This is a genomic window from Ensifer sp. Root278, assembly GCF_001429285.1.
Taxonomy (GTDB): Bacteria; Pseudomonadota; Alphaproteobacteria; order Rhizobiales; family Rhizobiaceae; genus Ensifer.
This window is the reverse complement of record NZ_LMJJ01000041.1, coordinates 218,944-240,507: the sequence shown is the minus strand read 5'-3', so window position 1 is coordinate 240,507 and position 21,564 is coordinate 218,944. Positions and strand designations below refer to the sequence as shown.

Genomic DNA, 21,564 nt, shown 5'->3' with positions numbered 1-21,564 from the left:
GGCCAAGCGTTCACAACGCCGGCACACTTCGTCGCACGGAGCACCGCTTCCCCCAAGGGCTAGCGATACGCTGCGCTTGGCAAAAAGGGCTAGTGTTTTCGCGGACGATTTGCAATGACCGGCAACCGCTTGTTTCCTTCAATCTCTCCGGTCAAAGGAAACAAGCGGCAAATCAAGGCACTGTAATCAAAGCGCTGTAGAGAGAAACCGGCTGGCAATTCACCAGGCACCGCCCTAACTTGCTGACGGCAGAACGAATTTCGGATGGATGATGAGAAAGAACCTGCTCCCGGTCGCTGCCCTCCTGCTCGGCACCTTGTTTCTCTTTCTGGGCAATGGTCTTCAGGGACTGCTTCTTCCCGTTCGCGGTACTGCTGAGGGATACCCGACCACCATCCTCGGTCTGATCGGTACGTCCTGGGCGGCCGGCTTCGTCCTCGGGTGCTTCTTCGCCCCGAATGTCGTCAAGCGCATCGGCCATGTGCGCGCCTTCAGCGTCTTTGCTTCTCTCATCGCCATCGTCGCGCTGTTGACCGGCATCATGATCGATCCGACCTGGTGGCTGATCCTGCGCGCGCTCACCGGCTTCTCCACCGCCGGCACGTCGATGATCATCGAAAGCTGGCTGAACGAGCGCGCCACCAATGAGAGCCGCGGCGTCATCTTCTCGCTCTATATCGCCATCACGCTTTTCGGCGTCGTCGGCGGCCAGATGATGATCCCCTTTGGCGACACCTCGACCAGCATCTTCTTCATGATCTGCGGCATCCTCTATTGTGTCGCCATGCTGCCGACCTTGATGTCCAAGGCCGCCTCGCCGCAACCGCTGAAGAAGGTCAGCCTCGACCTGCGCGGCCTCTACCGGAACTCGCCGGTTTCGTTCCTCGGCATCCTGCTCGTCGGCATCGCCAATGGCGCCTTCGGCACGCTTGGCGCCGTCTTCGGGCGACAGGCCGGCCTTTCCGACAGCACGGTTGCGGCAATGATGAGCGTGGCGATCTTCGCGGGCGCGGTGATGCAGCTTCCGGCAGGCCGCCTCTCCGACCGCATCGACCGTCGCTATGTCCTGGCTACCCTTGCCGGCGTCGGCGCCGTCGCCGGCCTGCTCATCTTCCTGATCGAGCCGAGTCAGGTCTGGATCGTGCTGACGCTGATCGCAATCTATGGCGCCGCCGCCAACGCGCTCTATCCGATCGCCGTTTCCCACGCCAACGACTTTGCAACCGCCGAAGACTTCGTGAAGGTCTCCGGTGGCCTGCTGCTGCTCTATGGCATCGGCACGATCATCGGCCCGACGATCGGCGGTCCGGTCATGACGGCAACCGGTCCGTACGGTTTGTTCATGATTACCGCCTGCGCCCACATTTTGATCACAGCCTATGCCATCATCCGCAGCCGGATGCGCGCGCCCGTGCCGGTCGCCGACCGCGACGCCTTCTCGCCGGTCAATGCCGGCGCGCCGACGACACCGGAAAGCCTGCAGCTTTCGCCGCGCGCTGCCCCGTTCGAGGAAGCGCATAGCGAACCGGACAACAACCAGAAATGGGAGGATCAGACGGATGAGCCTGTTTGACGACGACCGACCACAAAAGAAGCTGGTGCACGAAATCGGCAGCGATCTTTCACTGCTTTCAGTCGATGAACTCACCCAGCGTATCGCCCTGTTGACGGAGGAAATCGCCCGGCTCGAAGCCGAGCGGACGCGCAAATCCGCGAGCCGCTCAGCCGCCGAAGGCCTGTTTCGCTGAGACCTTGCGGGAGCGGCCGCAGCGCAGCAAAACGAGGCGCGTTTAACCGCAAATTAAGCATTATCTGCGATTGTCGGGGTATCCGGAGCTTTCCGGTTTCAGACAATTTCTCCGACTGGCGAATGGGTCTGATTTTTCTCCCTGTTTTACCTTGAGAGCCGCTTTTCGCGGCTCTTTTTTTGTTTTGGCATAGCTTTCGCTAAAGAACTGTGGAGATTAACCCTTTCTTAAGAATACCCTTGCGCGAAATGCGCTATCGGATCATTCTTCGAGCATAGAGACGGGCAAGGATTTATTTCCTATAACTGTCCACTACCTGACTGTCGTGATGCGTTTGAACCAGGGAAAACAGGTCATGTCCGAGAGAGGATTGAATACGGTCAGTTTCGCAGGACACGCAGCGTCCTCGGCACAATTCAAGACGCTCTATTCGGAAGGCATGGGTCTGGTCGAGGAAACGGCGACATACCTCGATGGTCCCGGCCGCGCCGCCTCGAAGGTTCTGCCGCGCATGGCGTCGGTGCTCTATGCAGCCGAGTCCATGCGGCTTACCACCCGCCTGATGCAGATGGCGTCGTGGCTGCTGCTGCAGCGCGCCGTCAACAACGGTGAGATGAGCCGTGACCAGGTGATGTCGGAAAAGAGCAAGGTGCGCCTCGACAGCTTCAACGTCGACAAGTCCGCTCCCGGCTGGGCCGAACTGCCGGAATCCTTCCGCGACCTTATCGAGCGCTCGCTGCGCCTGCAGAACCGCGTCGCCCTGCTCGACCGCGAAATCTACCGCCCGCACGAAGCCGCCGCCATCGTTCCGGACAACCAGAACGGCGTCAAGGCGCAGATCAAGCTGCTGCAGACGGCCTTCGGCACCAACTGAGAGCTCTTCGCTTCAGCGTGCGGAAAACAGAACCCGGCCATCGCCGGGTTTTTTGTTTCTCGCGTCGCTGGTGTCACTATCGCGCGCGCCGCATCTTCGCCAGCAGAAGCAGCACCAGCACGCAACTAAGGAAACCAAGAGCCAGCGGCAGTCCCCGATGGCCAAGCCACTGCATGGCTAGTCCTGTCGCGGGCGACCCCACGATGCCGCCGAGACCCCACGCAACCGCGAAAGCCGCATTGCCGGCGATCAGGGCCTGGCCGGTGAAACGTTCGCCGAGCTGGATCAACGACATCGTGTAGATGCCGAACGAGACCCCGCCCCAGAGGAAGACGAGCGGCCAGACGAGCCAGGAATTGAAGGCCCATGGCAGCAGCAGGCACCCGACCAGCGAGACCAGCACACAGAACAACATCGCCCGCATCGAGCCCATCTGCTCGGCCATGCGCCCGAGAAATATCTGAAGCAGCGCATTGCCGGCGATGAAACAGGTAATGAGAGAGGCGATACGCTCCACGGTGCTTCCGAGCGTGGCACCATAGGTGGCAAGCATCGAAAGCAGGATCTGCTCGAAAGCGGCAGCGGTGAAAACCGCAAACAGAAGAAGAGGTGCCAGCGCCAGGAAGCCGCCGACGGAAGTTGCCTCGCCATCCTGCGGCATATCAGGCAGGCGCGGCACGACTGCGAGCAAGATCATGCCGCAGAGAAGGAAAGCCACGATGCCGATGAGGAAGGGCGACCAGCCCTCCGTGCCGACGAGGCCGAGCGACAGCGGACCGATGGCGAAGCCGCCCGAAACAATCGAAGAATAGAGCCCCATGATGCGGCCCCGGCGCGACGGCGGGGTGATCGTGATCAGCCAGGTTTCGCTGATCACGGAAAGCGGATTGGCAAAGAAGCCGAGCAGGAAACGCAGCGGCATCCAGGCCCAGAGCTCCTGGGTCCAGGCGATCGCGATCAGCGTTAGCGCGGCAAACAACGAGCAAAGAATAGCAAGCCACGCCGCGCCGAAGCGCCGAACCAGCGCCGGAATGAGGGGAGCGGAAACGATGAAACCCAGCGGCGTCATCGCCGCCGACAGGCCGATCAGTCCCGGTGTCGTTCCCTGCCGCTCCAGAATGAAGCTGAGCAGCGGATAGGTCAGCCCCTGGGCGACCGCAAACACCGTGACCGTTGCGATGGTGCCGGCTATCGCCGCCCACAGGATTGGCTGTTCGCGCGGTAAGGTCATGTCGCGTAATTGACGACGCTGCGTCGCACGCAGAGACTCTTGGTCCGATATCATTTCGACACGCCCCTCATGCCTGCCAGAGATGTTTGGCGATTTCGATCTCGACCTGTCGCCTTGCGAGGCCGATATCGTCGATCAAATGCGGGTCGCTCCTCGAGACCCGTTTGAGGTCCCGGCGAAAACGGGCCCTCCTGTCCCAGGTCGCGATAACGCCTCTGAGCGTTGCGAGGCCGGCGCGCAAAGGCATCGGGTTTTCTTCGCGCACGCGTGCCTGATGCCGGAATAAAGGAATGGGAATGTGGTTCATGGCAGCCTCCATATCGGCCCGAAAGACCGACGAATTCTGCAGGACACGAACCGGGGCGTAATTAAGCGCGTCCAAAAAGTTCTCAAAAACCTCCAAACGAACTATAGATGCGCCCATGCAGGAAACGCGCTTCGCCTTTGGTCCCTTCGTACTTGATCCGGGTGCGGGAACGCTCCTCCGGGACGATGATCCTGTCGCGATCGGCTACCGTGGACTGAGGCTGCTTGCGGCGCTCGTCGGGCGGCCCGGCGAAATCCTGGGCAAAGCCGAACTGATGGATGCGGCCTGGCCGGAAACGGCTGTCGAGGAAGGCAATCTGACCGTCCAGATCGCGCAGCTCAGAAAGCTGCTTGGCCCCGCCGCCGATGGTGGCGAGTGGATCTCGACGATCCCGCGCGTCGGCTATCGCTTCACGGGAAGTTCGAGGACGCTCGGTGCGGCAAAGCGGCGCCTCCCCCTGCCGGACAAGCCGTCGGTCGCCGTTCTGCCCTTCGTCAACGTCAGCAACGATCCCGAGCAGGAGCCCTTCACGGATGGGCTGACCGAGGACCTGATCACCGACCTTTCGAGGATCCCCGGCCTGTTCGTCATCGCGCGGAACTCGTCCTTCGTCTACAAGGGCAAGGCGGTGGATGTGCGCGCGATCGCGGAAGACCTTGGCGTGCGTTACCTGCTGGAAGGCAGCGCCAGGCGCGCAGCAGGACGCGTGCGTATCAATGCCCAACTGGTCGACGCACTGAGCGGCGACCATCTCTGGGCGGAGCGCTTCGACCGCAGCCTGGAAGACATCTTCGCCGTTCAGGACGAGGTTACGGCCAAGATCGTGGAAGCGTTGCTCGGAAAATTGCGCCCGCCGCCGCCGCCACGCAACCGGCCCGGCAACATCGAGGCCTACGATCTCTGCGTGCACGCCCGCAGGTTGATGGATGATACGCCGCAGGCCGCCCAGGAAGCGCACCTGATGCTGACGCGTGCGGTTTCGCTCGACCCCGATTATGCCGAAGCCTACCGCTGGCTGGCGATGAACCACTGGATGGGACGGGTGCACTCCGGCGGACCGACAGAGGCCGCCCGCAGCCTTGCCCTGGAGCTGGCGCGCAAAGCGGTCACGATCGATCCAAACGATGCCGGCAGCCGCTGGATCCTGGCCTACCTGCTCGCCTATGAGCGCAGCTTTACCGAGGCGGAGGCGGAATTCGCCAAGGCGATCGAACTCGACCCGAACGAGGCCGACACCTGGGCGGCGTTGTCCGACATCGACGTTCTCGCCGGGCGGGTCGAAGAGGGCCTCGCGCATATCCGCAAGGCGTTCCGGCTGAACCCGTTTCCGGCAAGCTGGTACTATCTGACGCTCGGCCAGGCGCAATATGCGGCCGGCGATTACGAGGCCGCTGTCGAGACGCTGCGCAGGGACGAGACCTATCGCACGAGCTCACGCCGGTTCCTGGCGGCAAGCCTCGCCCAGCTGTGCCGCCTCGACGAGGCGCATACGGAAGCGGACCTGTTTCTCGTCGCCAACCCCGGCTTCACGATCCGCCACTGGGCGGCGACCGAGCCGTTCCGTAACGACGCCATGCTTGCGCATTTCGTCGACGGCTTTCGCAAGGCCGGCCTTCCCGAGTGACGGGCGAGCCGGCGGCATCCTGATCGGCCAACAAAAAGCCCGGCGCGATGGCCGGGCTTTAAGAATGCCGAGAGGCGTTCGATTAGAGGCCGAGGCCTTCGAAGCGCTTCTTGAACTTGGAGACGCGACCGCCGCGGTCCATGAGCTGCTGGTTGCCGCCCGTCCAGGCCGGGTGCGACTTGGGGTCGATTTCCAGGTTCATGGTGGCGCCTTCAGAACCCCAGGTCGAGCGGGTTTCGTATTCGGTGCCGTCGGTCATGACTACTTTGATGACGTGGTAATCGGGATGGATGTCTGCCTTCATAACGATCTTCCTAGAGTTCCAGGGTCCAATTGTCGCAAGGCATTGCGACTTCGAGACCGAACACGTAAATGAAGCCGCGGACCGGCTGAAGGGCCACGGCTTCCCAATTCGATGCCGTGCCTATACATCAAGGTCTGCGGGATAACAAGTGCCGCGCGGAAGACTCATGGGCAAAGCCTTTCCTCCGTGGTTGGCGAAAGGGGTCAAGTGTCCGAACGAGAAATCCAGGCGCCAGCGCGTAAATCCATCCGCCCGCTGGCCACGCTCCTACCTTATCTCGCCCGCTACCGCCATCTGGTCGTCGGCGCAAGTATCTCGCTGATCCTCGCCGCGGTCACGACGCTGGCGCTGCCGCTCGCCGTCAGGCGCATGGTCGACAACGGCTTCTCCAGTCCCGATTCCGGTTTCATCAACACCTACTTCTCGATGTTGATGATGCTCGCCATCGTGCTCGCTCTGGCAAGTGCGGCGCGCTACTACTTCGTCATCACACTCGGCGAGCGCATCGTCGCCGACCTCAGGCGCAACGTCTTCGATCGCGTCACCCGGCTTTCCGCCTCCTTCTTCGACGTCAACCAGTCCGGCGAGATCGTCTCGCGGCTGACGGCCGATACGACCCAGGTCAAGTCGGCGGTCGGCGCCACCGCCTCGGTGGCGCTGCGCAACCTGATCCTGTGTCTCGGCGCCATCGGCATGATGGTCTATACCAGCCCTAAGCTCTCGAGCCTGGTGCTGATCGCGATCCCGATCATCGTCTTCCCGCTTGTCGGCTTCGGCCGCTCCGTCCGCCGCCGATCGCGCGAGGCTCAGGACACACTCGCCAAGGCGTCCGCCTATGCCGGCGAGGCAATCGCCGCATCCCGCACCGTGCAGGCCTTCAATGGCGAGGCACTCGCCAACAACCATTTCGGATCCGCTGTAGAAGATGCCTATGGCGCTGCGCGCGCCGCGATCAAGGCGCGCTCGGTGCTCACTGCCTTCGCCATCACCATGGTTTTCGGCAGCGTCGTTGCGGTGTTGTGGTTCGGCGCGCATGATGTGCTGTCGGGCAATCTTTCCGCCGGCACCCTCAGCCAGTTCCTGCTCTACTCGGTCTTTGCCGCAGGCAGCCTCGGCTCGCTCTCCGAAGTCTGGGGCGAGCTCTCTCAGGCCGCCGGTGCCGCCGAACGGCTCAACGAACTGCTGACGGAGATCCCAGAGATCCAGGCGCCGGCAAACCCCGTCGCCATGCCCGCACCGGCCGCCGGCGCCATTGCCTTTGACGACGTTTATTTCGCCTATCCGGCGCGACCCGACTACAAGAGCCTGAACGGCCTCAGCTTTGCGATCAACCCCGGCGAGACTGTCGCCATCGTCGGCCCTTCCGGCGCCGGCAAGAGCACGGTCTTCTCCCTGCTCCTCCGCTTCTACGATCCCGCCAAGGGTGCTGTAACCGTCGACGGGCTCGATGTCCGCACGGTCGATCCGAAGGAACTGCGCGACCGGCTGGCGATCGTGCCGCAGGATGTCACCATCTTCGCCTCCTCGGTTCATGACAACATCGCCTTCGGCGTGCCTGGCGCGACCCGTGAGGCGGTGCGCGCTGCGGCCGTCGCCGCCCAGGCAGACGAGTTCATCAACCGCCTCGACAACGGCTACGACACGCTCGTCGGCGAACGCGGCATCACGCTATCCGGCGGCCAGCGGCAACGCATCGCCATTGCCCGCGCGATCCTCAGGAACGCACCGATCCTGCTCCTCGACGAGGCCACCTCGGCGCTCGATGCCGAAAGCGAGACGCTGGTGCAGAAAGCCCTCGATGGCCTGTTGCGCGAGCGCACGACGATCATCATCGCCCACCGGCTCGCAACGGTTCTGAAGGCGGACCGCATCCTGGTTATGGATCATGGCCGGATCGTCGAGGAGGGAACGCACGTCTCCCTCATCCGCCAGGGTGGCCTCTACGCCAAGCTTGCGCGGCTGCAGTTCGACCACGGCGCCGAGGCCCTGTTCGTCGCCACGAAAAACTGAGGCGTTGCGACGACGACCCTCCCGATTTCACACCTGGCAGTTGCCGGCTGAGAAGCGAGCCCTATTGTTATGGGGCCGGCCTGCCAAAGGCCGTTCTCTGCGGTTCGCAGACATGATCGGGAGGAAATTCGCATGGCATTTTCGCAACTGACCCGGCGCGCAACGCTGATGCTGGGCCTGATGGCGCTATCGGCGCTGCCCTTTAGCACCCCGGCCCTCGCCCAGGGCTTCCCGGACCGACCGATAACACTGGTCGTTCCCTTCGCCGCCGGCGGGTCGACCGACGTGGTCGCCCGCATCGTCGCGCAGAAAATGTCTGAAGACCTCGGCGAGCAGGTGATCGTCCAGAACGTCGCCGGCGCCGGCGGCAATCTCGGCGCGGCCAATGTCGCGCGCGCCGATGCGGACGGCTACACGATCCTGATGGGAACCGTCGCCACCCACGCGCTCAACCCGCTGATCCTCAAGACCAAGCCCTATGATCCGCAGAAGGACTTCGCTCCGATCTCGCTGCTGGTCATCGTGCCCAACGTGCTGGTCGTCAATCCGGAGCTTCCAGCCAAGAACGTCGAGGAACTGCTGGCGCTCTTGAAAGCCAAGCCCGACGAATACAGCTATGCCTCCTCCGGCAACGGCACGCCGCTGCATCTCTCCGGCGAGCTTTTCAAGAAAATGGCCGGCGTCAGCATGCAGCATATCCCCTACAAGGGCGCCGGTCCGGCGCTGAACGACGTCATCGGCAACCAGGTGCCGATCATGTTCGACAACCTGCCCTCGTCCTCCGGGCACATCAAGGCAGGCACGCTGAGGGCACTTGCCGTCACCACGGCGGAACGCGCGCCCTCCTTCCCCGATGTTCCGACGGTCGCTGAATCCGGCATCCCAGGCTATGAGACCTATACCTGGAACGCGCTCTTCGCCCCGGCGAACACGCCGCAGCCTGTGGTCGCCCGCCTCAACGAGGCAGCAAACAAGGCCCTGAAGGATCCCGCCGTCATCGAACGCATGAAGGAATTCAGCGCCAAGATCGTCGGCTCGACGCCGGAAGAGCTCAGTGCGCATGTGACGGCAGAACTGGCGAAGTGGACGCCGGTCGTCCGCGACGCCAACGTGCAGATGGATTGATCGTCAGCCGACTTGTCCAGACATTCGAAGCATTTGCCAAGTTTAGCTGCACGCTCGGCCGTCCCCTCTCCCCGCGTGCGGGGAGAGGGCTAGGGTGAGGGGCAGCCCAAAAGCGAGCGGCGGGAAGCGATCACACCCCAGCAGCACCCCGCCCCGCCACCCGGCCGGAAAAGATGCAACCGCCGAGGAAGGTGCCTTCGAGCGCATTGTAGCCATGCATGCCGCCGCCGCCGAAACCGGCGACTTCGCCGGCGGCATAGAGGCCCGGCACCGGCTCACCCGATTGTTCGAGCACCTGGCCCGAGAGGTTGGTCTGCAGGCCGCCCAGCGTCTTGCGGGTCAGGATATGCAGGCGAACGGCAATCAGCGGCCCGGCTTTCGGATCGAGCAGCCGGTGCGGCTTGGCAGTACGCAGCAGCCGATCGCCGCGATAGGCGCGGGCGCCGCGGATCGCGGTGACCTGCGCATCCTTGGAGAACGGGTTGGTGATCTCGCGATCGCGCGCCTCGATCTGTCGGCGTAGATGGTCGAGCGACAGCCGGTTCTCGCCCGTCAGTGCATTCATCGCCGGCACAAGGTCCTCGAGCCGGTCCCGGACGATGAAATCCTCACCCTTGTCCATGAAGGCCTGGACCGGCGCTGGCGGGTTCTTGCCGAGCCGCTTCAGGAGCAGAGAGATGCTCTTGCCGGTCAGATCCGGGTTCTGTTCCGAACCGGAAAGCGCAAACTCCTTCTTGATGATCGCCCGCGTCAGGATGAACCAGCTGTAGTCGTGACCACTGTCGCGGATCGCCTGCAATGTGCCGAGCGTATCGAAGCCCGGCATCGCTGGCGCGGAAAAACGGTTGCCGTCGGCGTCGCACCAGAAGGATGATGGGCCGGGCAGGATGCGGATGCCATGATCCGGCCAGATCGGGTCGAAGTTCCTGAGCCCCTCGGTGTAGTGCCACATGCGGTCTGAGTTGATGACCGAGCCGCGCGCCCGGCTGCTGATCTCCAGCATGCGTCCGTCGACGTGATGCGGCACGCCCGAGACCATGGTTGCCGGCGGTTGGCCAAGGCGCTTGCGCGGCCAATTGCGGCGAACGAGATCATGGTTGCCGCCGATACCGCCCGAGGTGACGACGATCGCACCCGCCGATATCTCGAAATCGCCGGAGACGTCGCGTGAACTGCGCTCGCCCCGCCCGACCGGATCCTCCTTCAGCAAGGCACCGCGGGCGCCCGTCACCGTTCCATCCGTGATGATGAGCTCATCGACCCGATGGCGGAATCGGAAGCGCACCAGACCGCGGCTTTCCGCCTCCCGCGTCAGCCGCACGAACGGATCGAGTACCGCTGGCCCCGTGCCCCAGGTGACATGGAAGCGCGGCACCGAATTGCCGTGGCCATGGGCAAGGCCGCCGCCGCGCTCGGCCCAGCCGACGACCGGAAACCAGCGCATGCCGAGGGAATGCAGCCAGCGGCGCTTTTCGCCTGCGGCAAAGTCGAGATAGGCTTCCGCCCAAAGCCGCGGCCAGTGGTCCTCCGGACGGTCGAACTGCGAAGACCCCAGCCAGTCCTGCCAGGCAAGCTCACGCGTGTCACGAATGCCCATGCGCCGCTGCTCGGGGCTATCGACGAAGAACAGACCGCCCAGCGACCAGAAAGCCTGACCGCCAAGGTTTTGTTCGCCTTCCTGATCGAGAACGATGACCTTGCGGCCAAGGGCGGCCGCTTCCGAGGCGGCAACCAGGCCGGCAAGGCCCGCACCGATGACCAATACATCGCAATCCACGAAATGCCCTCCCCTGCACCCCATACAGCGCCGCCATACGAATGGCTGCAGCAACTGTTACGCGTACGTCAAGGTCAATTCAAGGGTCGGGCGTTGGCCGCGGTATGTTTCGCGGCCGCGGCCTATTTTTCGGTCAGCTTGAGTTCGATGCGGCGGTTCTGGGCCCGGGCCTCCGGGGTCTCGCCCGGCGCAATCGGCTGATACTCACCGAAGCCGGCCGCGACCAGGCGATCGGCAGGCACCCCCTTCGAGATCAGAAATTTGACCACCGAGGTGGCACGCGCCGAGGAAAGTTCCCAGTTGTCCGCATAGCGGCCTGTTCCGGAAAGCTGGACATTATCGGTATGGCCGTCGACGCGCAGCACCCAGTTGATCTCCGCCGGAATCTCCTTGGCGAGATCAAGCAGCGCCGAGGCGAGCTTGCCCATCTCCGCCTGCCCCTCGGGATTGAGTTCGTTGCCGCCGGATGGGAACAGCACTTCCGACTGGAACACGAATCGGTCGCCGACGATGCGGATGTTTTCGCGGTCGGAGAGGATTTCCCTCAAGCGTCCGAAGAAATCGGAGCGGTAGCGGTTGAGCTCCTGCACGCGCTGGGCAAGCGCCACGTTCAGGCGGCGGCCGAGGTCGGCGATCTTCGTCTGCGACGCCTGGTCCTTCGCCTCCGATGCCTGAAGCGCGACCTCGATGGCGGCGATCTGGTTGCGCAGCGCGGCGATCTGCTGGTTCAGGAGCTCGATCTGGCTCATCGCCCGGGCGCTGATCTCACGCTCGTTCTCAAGCTCCGAGCCGAGGCGCCCGATCTTCTGGTTGGCGACATCGGTACTGCCGGCGCCCTGATCGAGCAGCGCCTGCAGCCGCGAGCGCTCGCCTTCCGACTGGGACAGGGAAGCCTGGAGATTGGCGAGCGAATCCTCGAGATCCTGCTTGCCGCTCTTTTCGAGCGCCAGGAGCTGCGTGAGCTCGTTGATCTGGCTGTTCAGCCGGGTCAGCACTTCGTCCTTGCCGCTGATTTCGCGGCTCAGCAGAAACTGCCCGAGAACGAAGACGGTGAGCAGGAACATGATCGAAAGCAGGAGCGTCGACAGCGCGTCGACGAAGCCCGGCCAATAATCGATCGTGCGCTGCGTGCGGCCTTTGCGGGCGAGCGCCATGGATTACTCTCCTCCGGTCTCGTCCAACTGTCCGAGCTTGGCCGGCAATGACGACCTCTCGCTTGTCACGGCGATCCGCTCGCCTCCGATGCGCGACGACAATTTGTCGAGCGTCCTGCGCATCGCCTTGGCCTCTTCCTGCTGGGCTTCGATCCAGTCCCGGAGCATCTGCTGCTCGCCGCGCATATTTTTCACCAGGCCCTGGATACCCTCGGCAAGGCTTGCCATGGCGGCGGTCGTGCGCTGGCTCGAACCGCCCTCCTGGTTGAGGCGGACCAGCTGATCCGTAAGCTTTTTCAACTCCTCGACCGGCGCACCCGACGGCGCATCGAGCGCAGAAGTCAGCTCGGAGCCGACATCGGTCACGGAAGAAAGCCAGTTTTCAAGCTCGGTATAGAAACGGTTCTGGGCGCGGCCGGCCTGCAGATCGAGGAAGCCGAGGATCAGCGAACCGGAAAGACCGAACAGCGATGTCGAGAACGCCGTACCCATGCCGGTCAGCGGCGCCGACAGGCCGCTCTTCAAGGCCGCCAGAATGTCTTCGGTGGTTCCCGAACCGGCATCCAGCGATTGGATGACCGTGTTGATCGAGCCGATGGTGCCCAAAAGACCCCAGAAGGTGCCGAGCAGACCGAGAAACACGAGAAGGCCGGTCAGATAGCGCGAGATGTCGCGGGATTCATCGAGGCGGGTCGCAATCGAATCCAGAATGGAGCGCAGCGCCGTCGTCGAGATCGCCGTCTGACGGGCACCGATCAGTGCCCGCATCGGCGCCAGCAGCACCGGATCGCGGCCCACCTTGTCGGCACTGCCGGCGGCGCGAAAGGAGTTGAACCAGCGCACTTCGGGACGCAAGCCCAGCACATGGGTGAATACGAGCAGGATGCCGATCAGCAGCACCCCAAGGATCAAGCCGTTGAGGCCGGGGTTGGCCAGAAAGGCGTTGTGTGCCTGCCGAAAGAGGATTGCGCCCACGAAACCGACGATGATCAGGAAGACCACCATGGTCCAGAAATAGTGCATGGGGCTCGAAAGCTTGTGCGGATTATAGCCTTCTTCCATGCCTTCCCGACCGTTCCATCCGGACAGATGCAGTTTCGTCATGGGTGTAAGTATCTCCCGGTTTTTACTTGTCGGAACGGCGCGGCGCCGGCCCGGAGACTACTGCATAATTCCCGAAACCGAAATCGATTCAAGGACGAAATTCAGCCGTTCCCAAAGTGGGGCGACGGCCGCGACGCGCGTAGATAGGCACAGGCATGTGGCACTGTCGTGTTGCCCCATTCCGGATCAAGCGGAAAAACAAAGCCTCCGGCGGGTGAGCGCCGGAGGCCGAGCATAGGAATAGGGTCGCTGATTACTTCGTCGGCACCGGGCGGTGCACGACGTCGTTCAGCGCCTTGACGATATATTCGTTGCCGCAGACGACCGAACCGTCGTCGACCGGCTTGGCGCCGCCGTTGATATCGTGCGCCCAGCCGCCGGCTTCCCGGATGAGAAGCACGCCAGCCGCGATGTCCCAGGCGGCGAGGTCGCGTTCCCAGTAACCGTCGTAGCGGCCGGCGGCCACATAGGCGAGGTCAAGCGAGGCGGCACCCATGCGGCGGATACCGGCCACTTCGCCCATCACGTGGCGCAGTTCGATCAGGTACTTGCCGTGGTTGCCGCGGCCGAGATGCGGCGTGCCGGTGGCGATCACGGCATCGGAAAGATGCTTGCGCGAGGCGACACGCAGGCGACGGTCGTTGAGGAAGGCGCCACCGCCACGCTCGGCGGTGTAGAGTTCATCGGTCGCCGGGTTGAAGATGACGGCGCCGACGATCTCGCCCTGGCGCTCGAGTGCGATCGAAACGGCGAAGTGCGGGATACCGTGCAGGAAATTGGTGGTGCCATCGAGCGGGTCGACAATCCAGCGATGCGCGCCGTCGGTGCCGACGATCTCTTCACCTTCCTCGCCAAGGAAGCCGTAGGTCGGACGGGCCTTGAGGAGTTCCTCGCGGATGAGCTTTTCGGCCTTGCGGTCGGCCTGCGAAACATAGTCGCCCGGTCCCTTGAGCGAGACCTGCAGGTTCTGGACTTCGCCGAAATCGCGGGCCAACGACTTGCCGGCCTTGAAGGCGGCCTGAACCATGACATTGAGAAGTGCTGAACGGGCCATCTGGCGATCCCTTGAAAACGAAGGCCGATCGAAAGCAATCGATCGGACGTTGAACCTGCTTGACGGAACACGGCCGCAATGCCGGCCCTAATTGCAAATTCCCTTGATCGGAACCGATCCAAGGACGCAGGGCAAGCCGCAGATTGAGCTCCGTCGTCAAAAAACCGAGTGAATAATCACTCCGCTCGCCGTCGCCGCAAACTGTCGCGGCACCACGAGCAAAACCGCGGCCTCAGAACCACAAATGGCCCGCAAGTTCAAGCGAAATAGCATTTCCGCCGAACGACCGCCAAAGATTCGACCGCGAGCGGCGCCGTTCAGCTCCGGCGATATTTGTTGGCGGCGCTGAGTGCCTGCTTCTGCTGCTCTTCGTTGAGACCGAGATAGAAGTCTTCGAGCGCGTCGTCTTTCAGACCGGCGCGACGCGAAAGCACATACCATTTCGCCGCCTCGACCGGATTGGGCCGGGTGCCGATGGCGTTGACGTAGAGATGCGAAAGCCGGTTCTGTGCAACCACGTTGCCGCCCTCGGCCGCCCGCCGCATCCAGCCGAAACCCACTTCGAGATTACGCTCGCCGGCAATGCCCTCGATCATCCAGATCGCGATGTCGAGTTGAGCGGTGTCGTACCCCGCCCGCGCCGCGCGGATCAGCCATTCGCGCGCCCGCGTCCGCTTGCTTTCCTCGATGCCATCGACATTGACCAGGATCTGCGACAGCGCATATTGCGCATCCGCGATGCCCTGTTCGGCCGACTTTTCGTAATAGGGCATCGCCAGTTTCAAACCCTTGGGTCCGGGATTGTCGGCGACGAGCGTCTGGCCGTAGTTGAATTGCGCCGAGCCATTGCCGAGATCGGCCGCCTTCTTCATCAGCTCTTCGGATTTCTTCCGGTCGCGCTTGACGTAACGGCCCTCCATCAGGATCAGCGCGTATTTGAACATCGCGGCCGGATCGCCTTTTTCCGCGGCCTGACCGTACCAGAAGGCAGCCTGCTGGGGATTGCGCACGACGCCCAGTCCCTGCTGAAGGATCTCGGCGATCAGGGTCTGCGCCGCCGGGTCGCCAAGCTGCGCGCGCGGCAGCGCCAGATCCATCGCGGTCAGATAGTAGCCGCGCTGGAACGCGCCATAGGCATCGTCGACCTTGCCGGTAAAGGGCTTTTCCGCTGGCAGTGCCGGCAATTCGGCACCCATGCGATCGAAAACAGTGACGCCGGACGATGGGACAGAGCCGTCGGCCGGCTTCTTATTGGGGCCGACAGCGGACTTGTCGTCTTTCTGGTCGGTCGGCGTCGCGCCCTCCGGCATCGCCGCCCCGTTGAAGGGCGTGATGCGGCCGCGCTTTTCGACGCCGGCGTCCTCGCCACTCTTCTGCTCCTGCGCATGCGCAGGCATTGCCAGGGCGACGGCCATGGCAACAAGGGAAAGACCTCGACTCAATCTGGAAGGCAGACGGCTCAACATCGAAACGTCTTAATCTTCAAACCGTGGCGCTTTTTCGTCGAGAAGTGCGTTGACCGCAGCAACGACGGAAGGCGCCTGGCCGGGTTCGCCGAAGACGGCAAGGCGAAGCGCCACGAACTCAGCACCGGTCTCCGCCACCGCCAGCGCCGATTGCGGGTCCGTGCCGCCCATGACGATGCAGGGAATCTCGATCATCGACGCCCACCATTCGGCCAGCGCCAGGTTCTTCGGATGCGCCTCCGGCTTGATGTCGCCATCGGTCTTGCCGAAGAACACGTAGTCCGGGCGCACTTCGCCGATCTCCAGCGCGTGGTGACGGTCGGCCGCATTGCCCCCGCCGACGATCAGCTTCGGCGTGTGCTTCTCGACCGCCTCGCCCAGCACTTCCGCATTGCCGGCAACGTGCAGGCCGTCGGCCTTGGCACGTCCGGCCACGCGGGAGTCACCCTCGATGAGCGCGGCGGCGCCGGCCTCCTGGATCACCGGCACCAGACGCTCGGCGTGCTTCTGGAACTCGGAGTCATCAAGTGCGTATTGCGGCACGATCACCGAGGCGACGTCGCCGCCCTTCAGGGCATCGGCGAGCACGTTTGCGCGTTCCGCCGCATCGGGCATGTCGGGCGCGATCAGCACCAGGCGGCAACGTTCTGTTGTCATATCAAGACATCCATTTCCGGCTGCATCCGCCAGGATGGCGAAACCAGCGCTCGATTTCATTTGGGAAAACCGATAGACGGAGACTGCAAAAGGATCAACCGCCCCCCATGCTTCCTGATCTCGACTTCTATCTTATCGCCATTCCGGCAGTTCTGCTCGTTGGCCTCAGCAAGGGTGGCATGGGGGAAGCGCTTTCGCTGATGGGCGTTCCGATCCTGTCGATGGCGGTGTCACCCGTCCAGGCGGCCGCCCTCCTCCTCCCGATCCTGATCGCGATGGATCTCGTCTCGCTTTGGATGTGGCGCAAGCACGGCGATCGCACCACCCTCTTCATGCTGTTGCCCGGCGCCATCGCCGGCATCTTCATCGGCTGGGCGACCTCGGCCTACGTCTCGCGGGACCTCCTTCGCCTGATCATCGGCCTGATCACCGTGCTCTTCGTGCTGCGATACGTCTACAATGTCTGGCGCACGCGCCTTGGCATCACCATCGCGCCGAAGAAGCAGCGGGCCGGTCCCGCAGCACTCTGGGGTTCCTTTGCCGGTTATGGCAGCTTCGTCGCCCATGCCGGGGGCCCGCCTTTCCAGATCTACGCGCTGCCGCTGCAGCTCGACCCGCGCGAATACACCGGCACCATCGTGCGCTTCTTCGCGATCCTGAATGCGGTGAAGCTCATCCCCTATTTCGCGCTCGGGCAACTGGATCTGAGCAACCTGAAAATCTCGGCGACGCTATTTCCGCTCGCCATTGTCGCAACCATGTGCGGCGCCTGGATCGTTCGCCGCATGAAGCCGCAGATCTTCTACCCCTTCATGTATACCATGGCCTTCATCGCGGGCTCGAAACTGCTTTGGGACGGTATCAACAGCCTGGTCGCAGGCGGGTGAGCCGCGGACCCAAGTATTACGGAAATATTGCAAAGCAAAATTAGCATTTCGCATCGCACAAATTTCTTGCTGCTTCGCAAAATTTCGCCTAACGTCCGCGCATGACGATCGCGGACCCTTTCGATGCCATTGCGGACCCGAACCGGCGCCACCTGCTGGAGGAACTGCGGCGCGCGCCGAGAACCGTGAACGAACTGGCGGAGGGCCTGCCGATCAGCCGCCCGGCCGTATCGCAGCACCTGAAGGCCTTGCTGGATTGCAATCTGGTCTCGGTTTCGGCGAGCGGCACCCGGCGGATCTATGCGATCAACCGGCCGGGTTTCGACCGTCTCAATCTGTGGCTCGACCAGTTCTGGTCCTGAGCCCGGCGGCGCGAACGCTGCGCCCGAAAGAAACAGACCGGGCGTCAAGCCCGGTCCAAAATTCCGTATATTCCACTGTGGGGGGATTGGTTCTAAACCTTGTTGCGCCTACTCAGAGGGGAGATGGCGCCTCCCGATAGTCCTGGGAAATACCGTTGATAATCAGTGAGTCGAGGAACGAAGCCTTTCGATTTCGTCCTTGATGCGCAGCTTCCTCCGCTTGATGTCGTTGATCAGTTCGTCTTCCACCGACGGCTGATTCAATGCCGCATGGAGCTCCTGCTCCAGGACGCCATGTTTTTTCTCAAGCGTTGCAAGATGAGCCTCAACAGTCATTTGGCAGTCCCTTCCTTTTGCTTGCATCCGGCATGCGAATGCCGGATGTTCCATGGTTTGTAACCTTACTACTGTGCCATGCCATTTTTCATTTGTCGAAGGCGAAATGATGACGTCGGATAACTTCCCGTTACCGCCCAAGATGTGATAGAGCGACGCATGGAATTCCGGTTCGAGGAGGACTTCGCAACCGGGCTGATGGGGATCGCTTTGCATGCCGGACCAGGACCAGGCCGAACTCAGACTGACCGCCGCGCGGCTGAGGCAGGAACATGAAGACTACGACGCTGCCATCAACGCTATGATCGAGACCGGCTGCGACGCGCTGAGAATCCAGCGCATGAAGAAGAAGAAGCTGGCGATCAAGGACAAGATCAGCAAGATCGAAGACCAGATCATCCCCGACATCATCGCCTGAACGCGGAACAGGACAGACGTGATCGACACCACGACCCCACCCGTCGCCATCATCATGGGAAGCCAGTCGGACTGGGAGACGATGAAGAACGCCGCCGACACGCTCGACGCGCTCGACATTGCCTATGAGGCTCGCATCGTTTCCGCCCATCGCACGCCCGATCGGCTGGTCAATTTCGCCAAGGGCGCTCGCGACGAGGGCTTCAAGGTGATCATCGCCGGCGCCGGCGGCGCTGCCCATCTGCCGGGCATGTGCGCCTCAATGACGCCGCTGCCGGTCTTCGGCGTGCCGGTGCAGTCGAAGGCGCTTTCCGGCCAGGACAGCCTGCTCTCGATCGTGCAGATGCCCGCCGGCATCCCCGTCGGGACGCTGGCGATCGGCCGCGCCGGCGCCGTCAATGCCGCGTTGCTTGCTGCAGCCGTGCTCGCGCTCAGCGACGACGATCTCGCCGACAGGCTCGACGACTGGCGCGAACAGCAGACGATTTCGGTCGCCGAATACCCGGTGGACCAGGCATGACCACCATCGGCATTATCGGCGGCGGCCAGCTCGGCCGCATGCTGGCGATGGCAGCTGCCCGATTGAACTTCCGCACCGTGATCCTCGAGCCGCAGGTCGACTGTCCGGCGGCACAGGTGGCGAATGAGCAGATCATTGCTGCCTATGACGACGAAGCCGCGCTCAGCCAGCTCGCGACCGTGAGCGACATCATCACCTACGAATTCGAGAATGTGCCGGTCGCGGCCGCCGAACGGCTCGCCGCGAAACGACCTGTCTTCCCGCCGCCGAAGGCGCTGGAAGTCGCGCAGGACCGCCTCGTCGAAAAACGCTTCATCAATGACTGCGGCATTGCGACGGCGCGTTTTCACGCCGTCGACAGCCAGGCCGATCTCGAAGCAGCACTCGCCGATTTCGGCGGATCGGGCGTGCTCAAGACCCGTCGCCTTGGCTATGACGGCAAGGGACAGCGCGTGTTCCGCTCCGCAGCCGACAGTCCTGCCGGCGCCTTCGCGGAGCTGGGCGGCGTGCCCCTGATCCTGGAGAGCTTCGTACCCTTCGAACGGGAGATCTCGATCATCGCCGCCCGCTCCACCGATGGCACGGTCGCCTGCTTCGATCCGGCCGAGAACGTGCATCGCAACGGCATCCTCCACACCTCGACGGTACCGGCAGCAGTCGGCGACGGCACGGCGGACGCGGCCCGCAAGGCCGCCAAGGCGATCCTCGATGCACTTGGTTATGTCGGCGTCATCGGCGTCGAATTCTTCGTACTTGCCGACGGCAGCCTGATCGCCAACGAGATGGCGCCGCGCGTGCACAACTCCGGCCATTGGACGGAGGCGGCCTGCGTCGTCTCGCAGTTCGAGCAGCATATTCGTGCCGTCTCGGGATTGCCGCTCGGCAATCCCCGCCGCCATTCTGACTGCGTCATGCAGAACCTGATCGGCGACGACCTCAACGATGTCCCGGCATGGCTTGCCAAGGACGATGTTCTGGTGCACCTCTATGGCAAGACCGAAGCGCGCGCCGGCCGCAAAATGGGCCACGTCACACGGCTCGTCCGCGGCTGAAGACCGCAGAAATGCGGGGCAAGACGCCAAAATGGGGCGTCTTGTGGTTGACACCTTAGGGGGGACACGGTATGTGCCATCCCACCTTAAAGGAGCGCGCTGAACGGCGCGCTTTTGATTGTTAGAAGATACCGGGCGAATTTTCGTTCCCCGAAACCTGCGGATCAGGAAAATGAAGATCAAGAATTCGCTCAAGTCGCTGAAGACCCGTCACCGCGAAAACCGTCTGGTTCGTCGCAAGGGCCGCATCTACATCATCAACAAGTCGAACCCGCGCTTCAAGGCTCGTCAGGGCTGATCTAAGCCGGGTGGCAGACATCGCTTCGGCGATGTCCCAAAATTGATTATGAAGTTGATCCATGGCGGGCTAACATGCTCGCCATGCGAGTTTTTGTACCCCTGATTCTGGCGTGTTCCGCCCTGCTCGCCACCTCCATCGGAGCTGGCAGTTTCTCCTTCGCGGCGGAAGCATCGACCCAAACGGAATCGGCCAGCCTCACCACACCCAAGCAACGACTGGACGGCCTGTTCGCGGACCTCAAGAAGGAACGCGATGCCGACAAGGCGCGTGAACTCGCCAACCAGATCCGTGTGGAATGGCAGGATTCCGGCAGCGCCACCGTCAATCTCCTGATGCAGTGGGCCGACAAGGCCATCACCGACAACAAGCAGGCGGCGGCGCTCGACATCCTCGATCAGGTGATCACGCTTGCGCCCAACTATGTCGAAGGCTGGAACCGTCGCGCGACCCTGCATTACACGATGGGCAACTATCGGAAATCGATGTCGGACATCAACCGCGTGCTGACGATCGAGCCTCGTCATTTCGGCGCGCTTGCCGGCATGGCAGCGATCCTCGGCGCCTCCGGCAAGGACGAGCTCGCCATGCGGGCATGGGAGCAGTTCCTGGACATCTATCCCGCCGATCGCAAGGCGCAGGAGCAGCTGGGCGAGCTCGCCGAGAAGCTCGCCGGCAGCAAGACCTGACTGAACGCGACACACTCGACCCTAGCCTTCAATGCCCCTCTGCACCAATGAAAGCACTCTTCTCGAAGTAGCGACAGCCGCTCGGCGTTTCATTGAGCCGATCTGGCTGGAATGGCACCGGGCTTGGGGTGGCGATCTCCCCGCGATCGCTTCACAATGGACCTGCGGCCGCTCGAGCCTGTTCCTGGCACGTGTCTTGATTGCCCAAGGCCTCGATGCCCATTGGGCCTCTGGAGCGCCGCGGAGTGCGCCTTCCGGGCCTGACATCGGCCCCTACGGCTTCTTCTGCGGGGAACGCTAGCAAAGCCATGCCTGGGTCGAATGCGGCGATTACATCGTCGACATCACCGCCGATCAGTTCGGCGCCCCTCCGGTGCTCGTTGTCGACAGCACGGACACCCGCTACAACAAGGGCGACCGGGATACCGCGCTGCCTGAGTTCGTGCTTGCCCGCCAGCGCGCCGTTGACGCCATCTGGCCACGATGGCAGTCGATGGGCTCCCCTGCCCCTGAAGCCTCTCCAACGCAGACGCCTTGACGGGCCTACGGACGCCGGAAGACAGATTGA

24 protein-coding genes are annotated in these 21,564 nt (G+C 62.9%); 14 read left to right on the top strand and 10 right to left on the bottom strand.

Annotation, left to right across the window (positions count from 1 at the left end):
- Nucleotides 1-271 precede the first annotated feature (271 nt).
- The 3 genes from ASE60_RS26995 (at nucleotide 272) to ASE60_RS26985 (ending at nucleotide 2,622) form a co-directional block, all read left to right on the top strand.
- Entirely contained in the window at nucleotides 272-1,573 is a 1,302-nt protein-coding gene (locus ASE60_RS26995) for an MFS transporter (RefSeq protein ID WP_057254833.1), read from the top strand.
- Nucleotides 1,560-1,748, top strand: a complete 189-nt coding sequence (locus ASE60_RS26990) for a DUF1192 domain-containing protein (protein WP_057254664.1) — start codon at nucleotides 1,560-1,562, stop codon at nucleotides 1,746-1,748. Before ASE60_RS26995 ends, ASE60_RS26990 begins: the two co-directional genes overlap by 14 nt.
- A 355-nt stretch (nucleotides 1,749-2,103) precedes the next feature.
- Nucleotides 2,104-2,622: a DUF1465 family protein gene (locus ASE60_RS26985; protein ID WP_043610604.1), complete on the top strand. Its 519-nt coding sequence runs from the start codon at nucleotides 2,104-2,106 to the stop codon at nucleotides 2,620-2,622.
- A gap of 76 nt (nucleotides 2,623-2,698) precedes the next feature.
- On the opposite strand, the gene ASE60_RS26980 is transcribed toward ASE60_RS26985, so the two are convergent.
- Both ASE60_RS26980 and ASE60_RS26975 read right to left on the bottom strand, forming a co-directional pair.
- Complete coding sequence (locus ASE60_RS26980; RefSeq protein WP_057254663.1) at nucleotides 2,699-3,853, bottom strand: MFS transporter; 1,155 nt, start codon at nucleotides 3,851-3,853, stop codon at nucleotides 2,699-2,701.
- A 67-nt stretch (nucleotides 3,854-3,920) separates the two neighbouring features.
- Entirely contained in the window at nucleotides 3,921-4,100 is a 180-nt protein-coding gene (locus ASE60_RS26975) for a hypothetical protein (RefSeq protein WP_057254832.1), read from the bottom strand.
- A 175-nt stretch (nucleotides 4,101-4,275) separates the two neighbouring features.
- On the opposite strand from ASE60_RS26975, the gene ASE60_RS26970 reads away from it, so the two are divergent.
- Nucleotides 4,276-5,784 carry a winged helix-turn-helix domain-containing tetratricopeptide repeat protein gene (locus ASE60_RS26970; RefSeq protein ID WP_057254662.1) on the top strand — a complete coding sequence of 503 codons (1,509 nt, stop codon included), beginning with the start codon at nucleotides 4,276-4,278 and terminating at the stop codon, nucleotides 5,782-5,784.
- A gap of 82 nt (nucleotides 5,785-5,866) precedes the next feature.
- Here ASE60_RS26970 and rpmE read toward each other — a convergent pair whose 3' ends face one another.
- Complete coding sequence (rpmE, locus tag ASE60_RS26965; RefSeq protein ID WP_034806140.1) at nucleotides 5,867-6,088, bottom strand: 50S ribosomal protein L31; 222 nt, start codon at nucleotides 6,086-6,088, stop codon at nucleotides 5,867-5,869.
- Between the two features lie 207 nt (nucleotides 6,089-6,295).
- On the opposite strand from rpmE, the gene ASE60_RS26960 reads away from it, so the two are divergent.
- Together ASE60_RS26960 and ASE60_RS26955 are read left to right on the top strand one after the other, a co-directional pair.
- Nucleotides 6,296-8,098: an ABC transporter transmembrane domain-containing protein gene (locus ASE60_RS26960; protein WP_057254661.1), complete on the top strand. Its 1,803-nt coding sequence runs from the start codon at nucleotides 6,296-6,298 to the stop codon at nucleotides 8,096-8,098.
- 132 nt (nucleotides 8,099-8,230) lie between these two features.
- Entirely contained in the window at nucleotides 8,231-9,223 is a 993-nt protein-coding gene (locus tag ASE60_RS26955) for a tripartite tricarboxylate transporter substrate binding protein (RefSeq protein ID WP_057254660.1), read from the top strand.
- A 130-nt stretch (nucleotides 9,224-9,353) separates the two neighbouring features.
- Here ASE60_RS26955 and ASE60_RS26950 read toward each other — a convergent pair whose 3' ends face one another.
- From ASE60_RS26950 to ASE60_RS26925, 6 genes are all read right to left on the bottom strand, one after another.
- The gene (locus tag ASE60_RS26950; protein ID WP_093233896.1) at nucleotides 9,354-11,000 is read right to left on the bottom strand and encodes an FAD-binding dehydrogenase; all 1,647 of its coding nucleotides are present in this window, start codon (nucleotides 10,998-11,000) and stop codon (nucleotides 9,354-9,356) included.
- A 122-nt stretch (nucleotides 11,001-11,122) separates the two neighbouring features.
- On the bottom strand, nucleotides 11,123-12,154 hold the full coding sequence (locus tag ASE60_RS26945) for a peptidoglycan -binding protein (RefSeq protein ID WP_057254658.1): 1,032 nt from the start codon (nucleotides 12,152-12,154) through the stop codon (nucleotides 11,123-11,125).
- A gap of 3 nt (nucleotides 12,155-12,157) precedes the next feature.
- Entirely contained in the window at nucleotides 12,158-13,258 is a 1,101-nt protein-coding gene (locus tag ASE60_RS26940) for a hypothetical protein (protein ID WP_057254657.1), read from the bottom strand.
- A gap of 253 nt (nucleotides 13,259-13,511) precedes the next feature.
- A complete protein-coding gene (locus tag ASE60_RS26935) occupies nucleotides 13,512-14,312 on the bottom strand; it encodes an inositol monophosphatase family protein (protein WP_057254656.1) in 801 nt (266 codons plus the stop codon).
- Between the two features lie 317 nt (nucleotides 14,313-14,629).
- Complete coding sequence (locus tag ASE60_RS26930) at nucleotides 14,630-15,709, bottom strand: tetratricopeptide repeat protein (protein ID WP_244495719.1); 1,080 nt, start codon at nucleotides 15,707-15,709, stop codon at nucleotides 14,630-14,632.
- A gap of 78 nt (nucleotides 15,710-15,787) precedes the next feature.
- Nucleotides 15,788-16,435: a thiamine phosphate synthase gene (locus tag ASE60_RS26925; RefSeq protein ID WP_057254654.1), complete on the bottom strand. Its 648-nt coding sequence runs from the start codon at nucleotides 16,433-16,435 to the stop codon at nucleotides 15,788-15,790.
- Between the two features lie 107 nt (nucleotides 16,436-16,542).
- Here ASE60_RS26925 and ASE60_RS26920 point away from each other — a divergent pair, with 107 nt between their 5' ends.
- Both ASE60_RS26920 and ASE60_RS26915 read left to right on the top strand, forming a co-directional pair.
- Nucleotides 16,543-17,322 (top strand): sulfite exporter TauE/SafE family protein, encoded by a 780-nt coding sequence (locus ASE60_RS26920; RefSeq protein WP_057254653.1) that lies wholly within the window; start codon nucleotides 16,543-16,545, stop codon nucleotides 17,320-17,322.
- Between the two features lie 101 nt (nucleotides 17,323-17,423).
- Nucleotides 17,424-17,684: a metalloregulator ArsR/SmtB family transcription factor gene (locus tag ASE60_RS26915; protein WP_057254652.1), complete on the top strand. Its 261-nt coding sequence runs from the start codon at nucleotides 17,424-17,426 to the stop codon at nucleotides 17,682-17,684.
- A gap of 162 nt (nucleotides 17,685-17,846) precedes the next feature.
- Here ASE60_RS26915 and ASE60_RS34170 read toward each other — a convergent pair whose 3' ends face one another.
- Nucleotides 17,847-18,020 (bottom strand): DUF465 domain-containing protein, encoded by a 174-nt coding sequence (locus ASE60_RS34170; protein ID WP_082616141.1) that lies wholly within the window; start codon nucleotides 18,018-18,020, stop codon nucleotides 17,847-17,849.
- 214 nt (nucleotides 18,021-18,234) lie between these two features.
- Between ASE60_RS34170 and ASE60_RS26910 the strand changes: the two genes are divergently transcribed.
- The 6 genes from ASE60_RS26910 (at nucleotide 18,235) to ASE60_RS34910 (ending at nucleotide 21,534) form a co-directional block, all read left to right on the top strand.
- Nucleotides 18,235-18,438, top strand: coding sequence for a DUF465 domain-containing protein (locus ASE60_RS26910; protein ID WP_057254651.1), 204 nt, complete (start codon nucleotides 18,235-18,237; stop codon nucleotides 18,436-18,438).
- 54 nt (nucleotides 18,439-18,492) lie between these two features.
- The gene (gene purE / locus ASE60_RS26905; protein ID WP_057254831.1) at nucleotides 18,493-18,957 is read left to right on the top strand and encodes a 5-(carboxyamino)imidazole ribonucleotide mutase; all 465 of its coding nucleotides are present in this window, start codon (nucleotides 18,493-18,495) and stop codon (nucleotides 18,955-18,957) included.
- Nucleotides 18,954-20,009: a 5-(carboxyamino)imidazole ribonucleotide synthase gene (locus ASE60_RS26900; RefSeq protein WP_057254650.1), complete on the top strand. Its 1,056-nt coding sequence runs from the start codon at nucleotides 18,954-18,956 to the stop codon at nucleotides 20,007-20,009. Before purE ends, ASE60_RS26900 begins: the two co-directional genes overlap by 4 nt.
- 172 nt (nucleotides 20,010-20,181) lie before the next feature.
- Nucleotides 20,182-20,307 carry a type B 50S ribosomal protein L36 gene (gene ykgO, locus ASE60_RS26895; RefSeq protein ID WP_034806120.1) on the top strand — a complete coding sequence of 42 codons (126 nt, stop codon included), beginning with the start codon at nucleotides 20,182-20,184 and terminating at the stop codon, nucleotides 20,305-20,307.
- Nucleotides 20,308-20,381: 74 nt separating this feature from the next.
- Entirely contained in the window at nucleotides 20,382-20,996 is a 615-nt protein-coding gene (locus ASE60_RS26890; RefSeq protein ID WP_057254649.1) for a hypothetical protein, read from the top strand.
- A 373-nt stretch (nucleotides 20,997-21,369) separates the two neighbouring features.
- On the top strand, nucleotides 21,370-21,534 hold the full coding sequence (locus ASE60_RS34910; protein WP_156414730.1) for a hypothetical protein: 165 nt from the start codon (nucleotides 21,370-21,372) through the stop codon (nucleotides 21,532-21,534).
- Nucleotides 21,535-21,564: the final 30 nt, after the last annotated feature.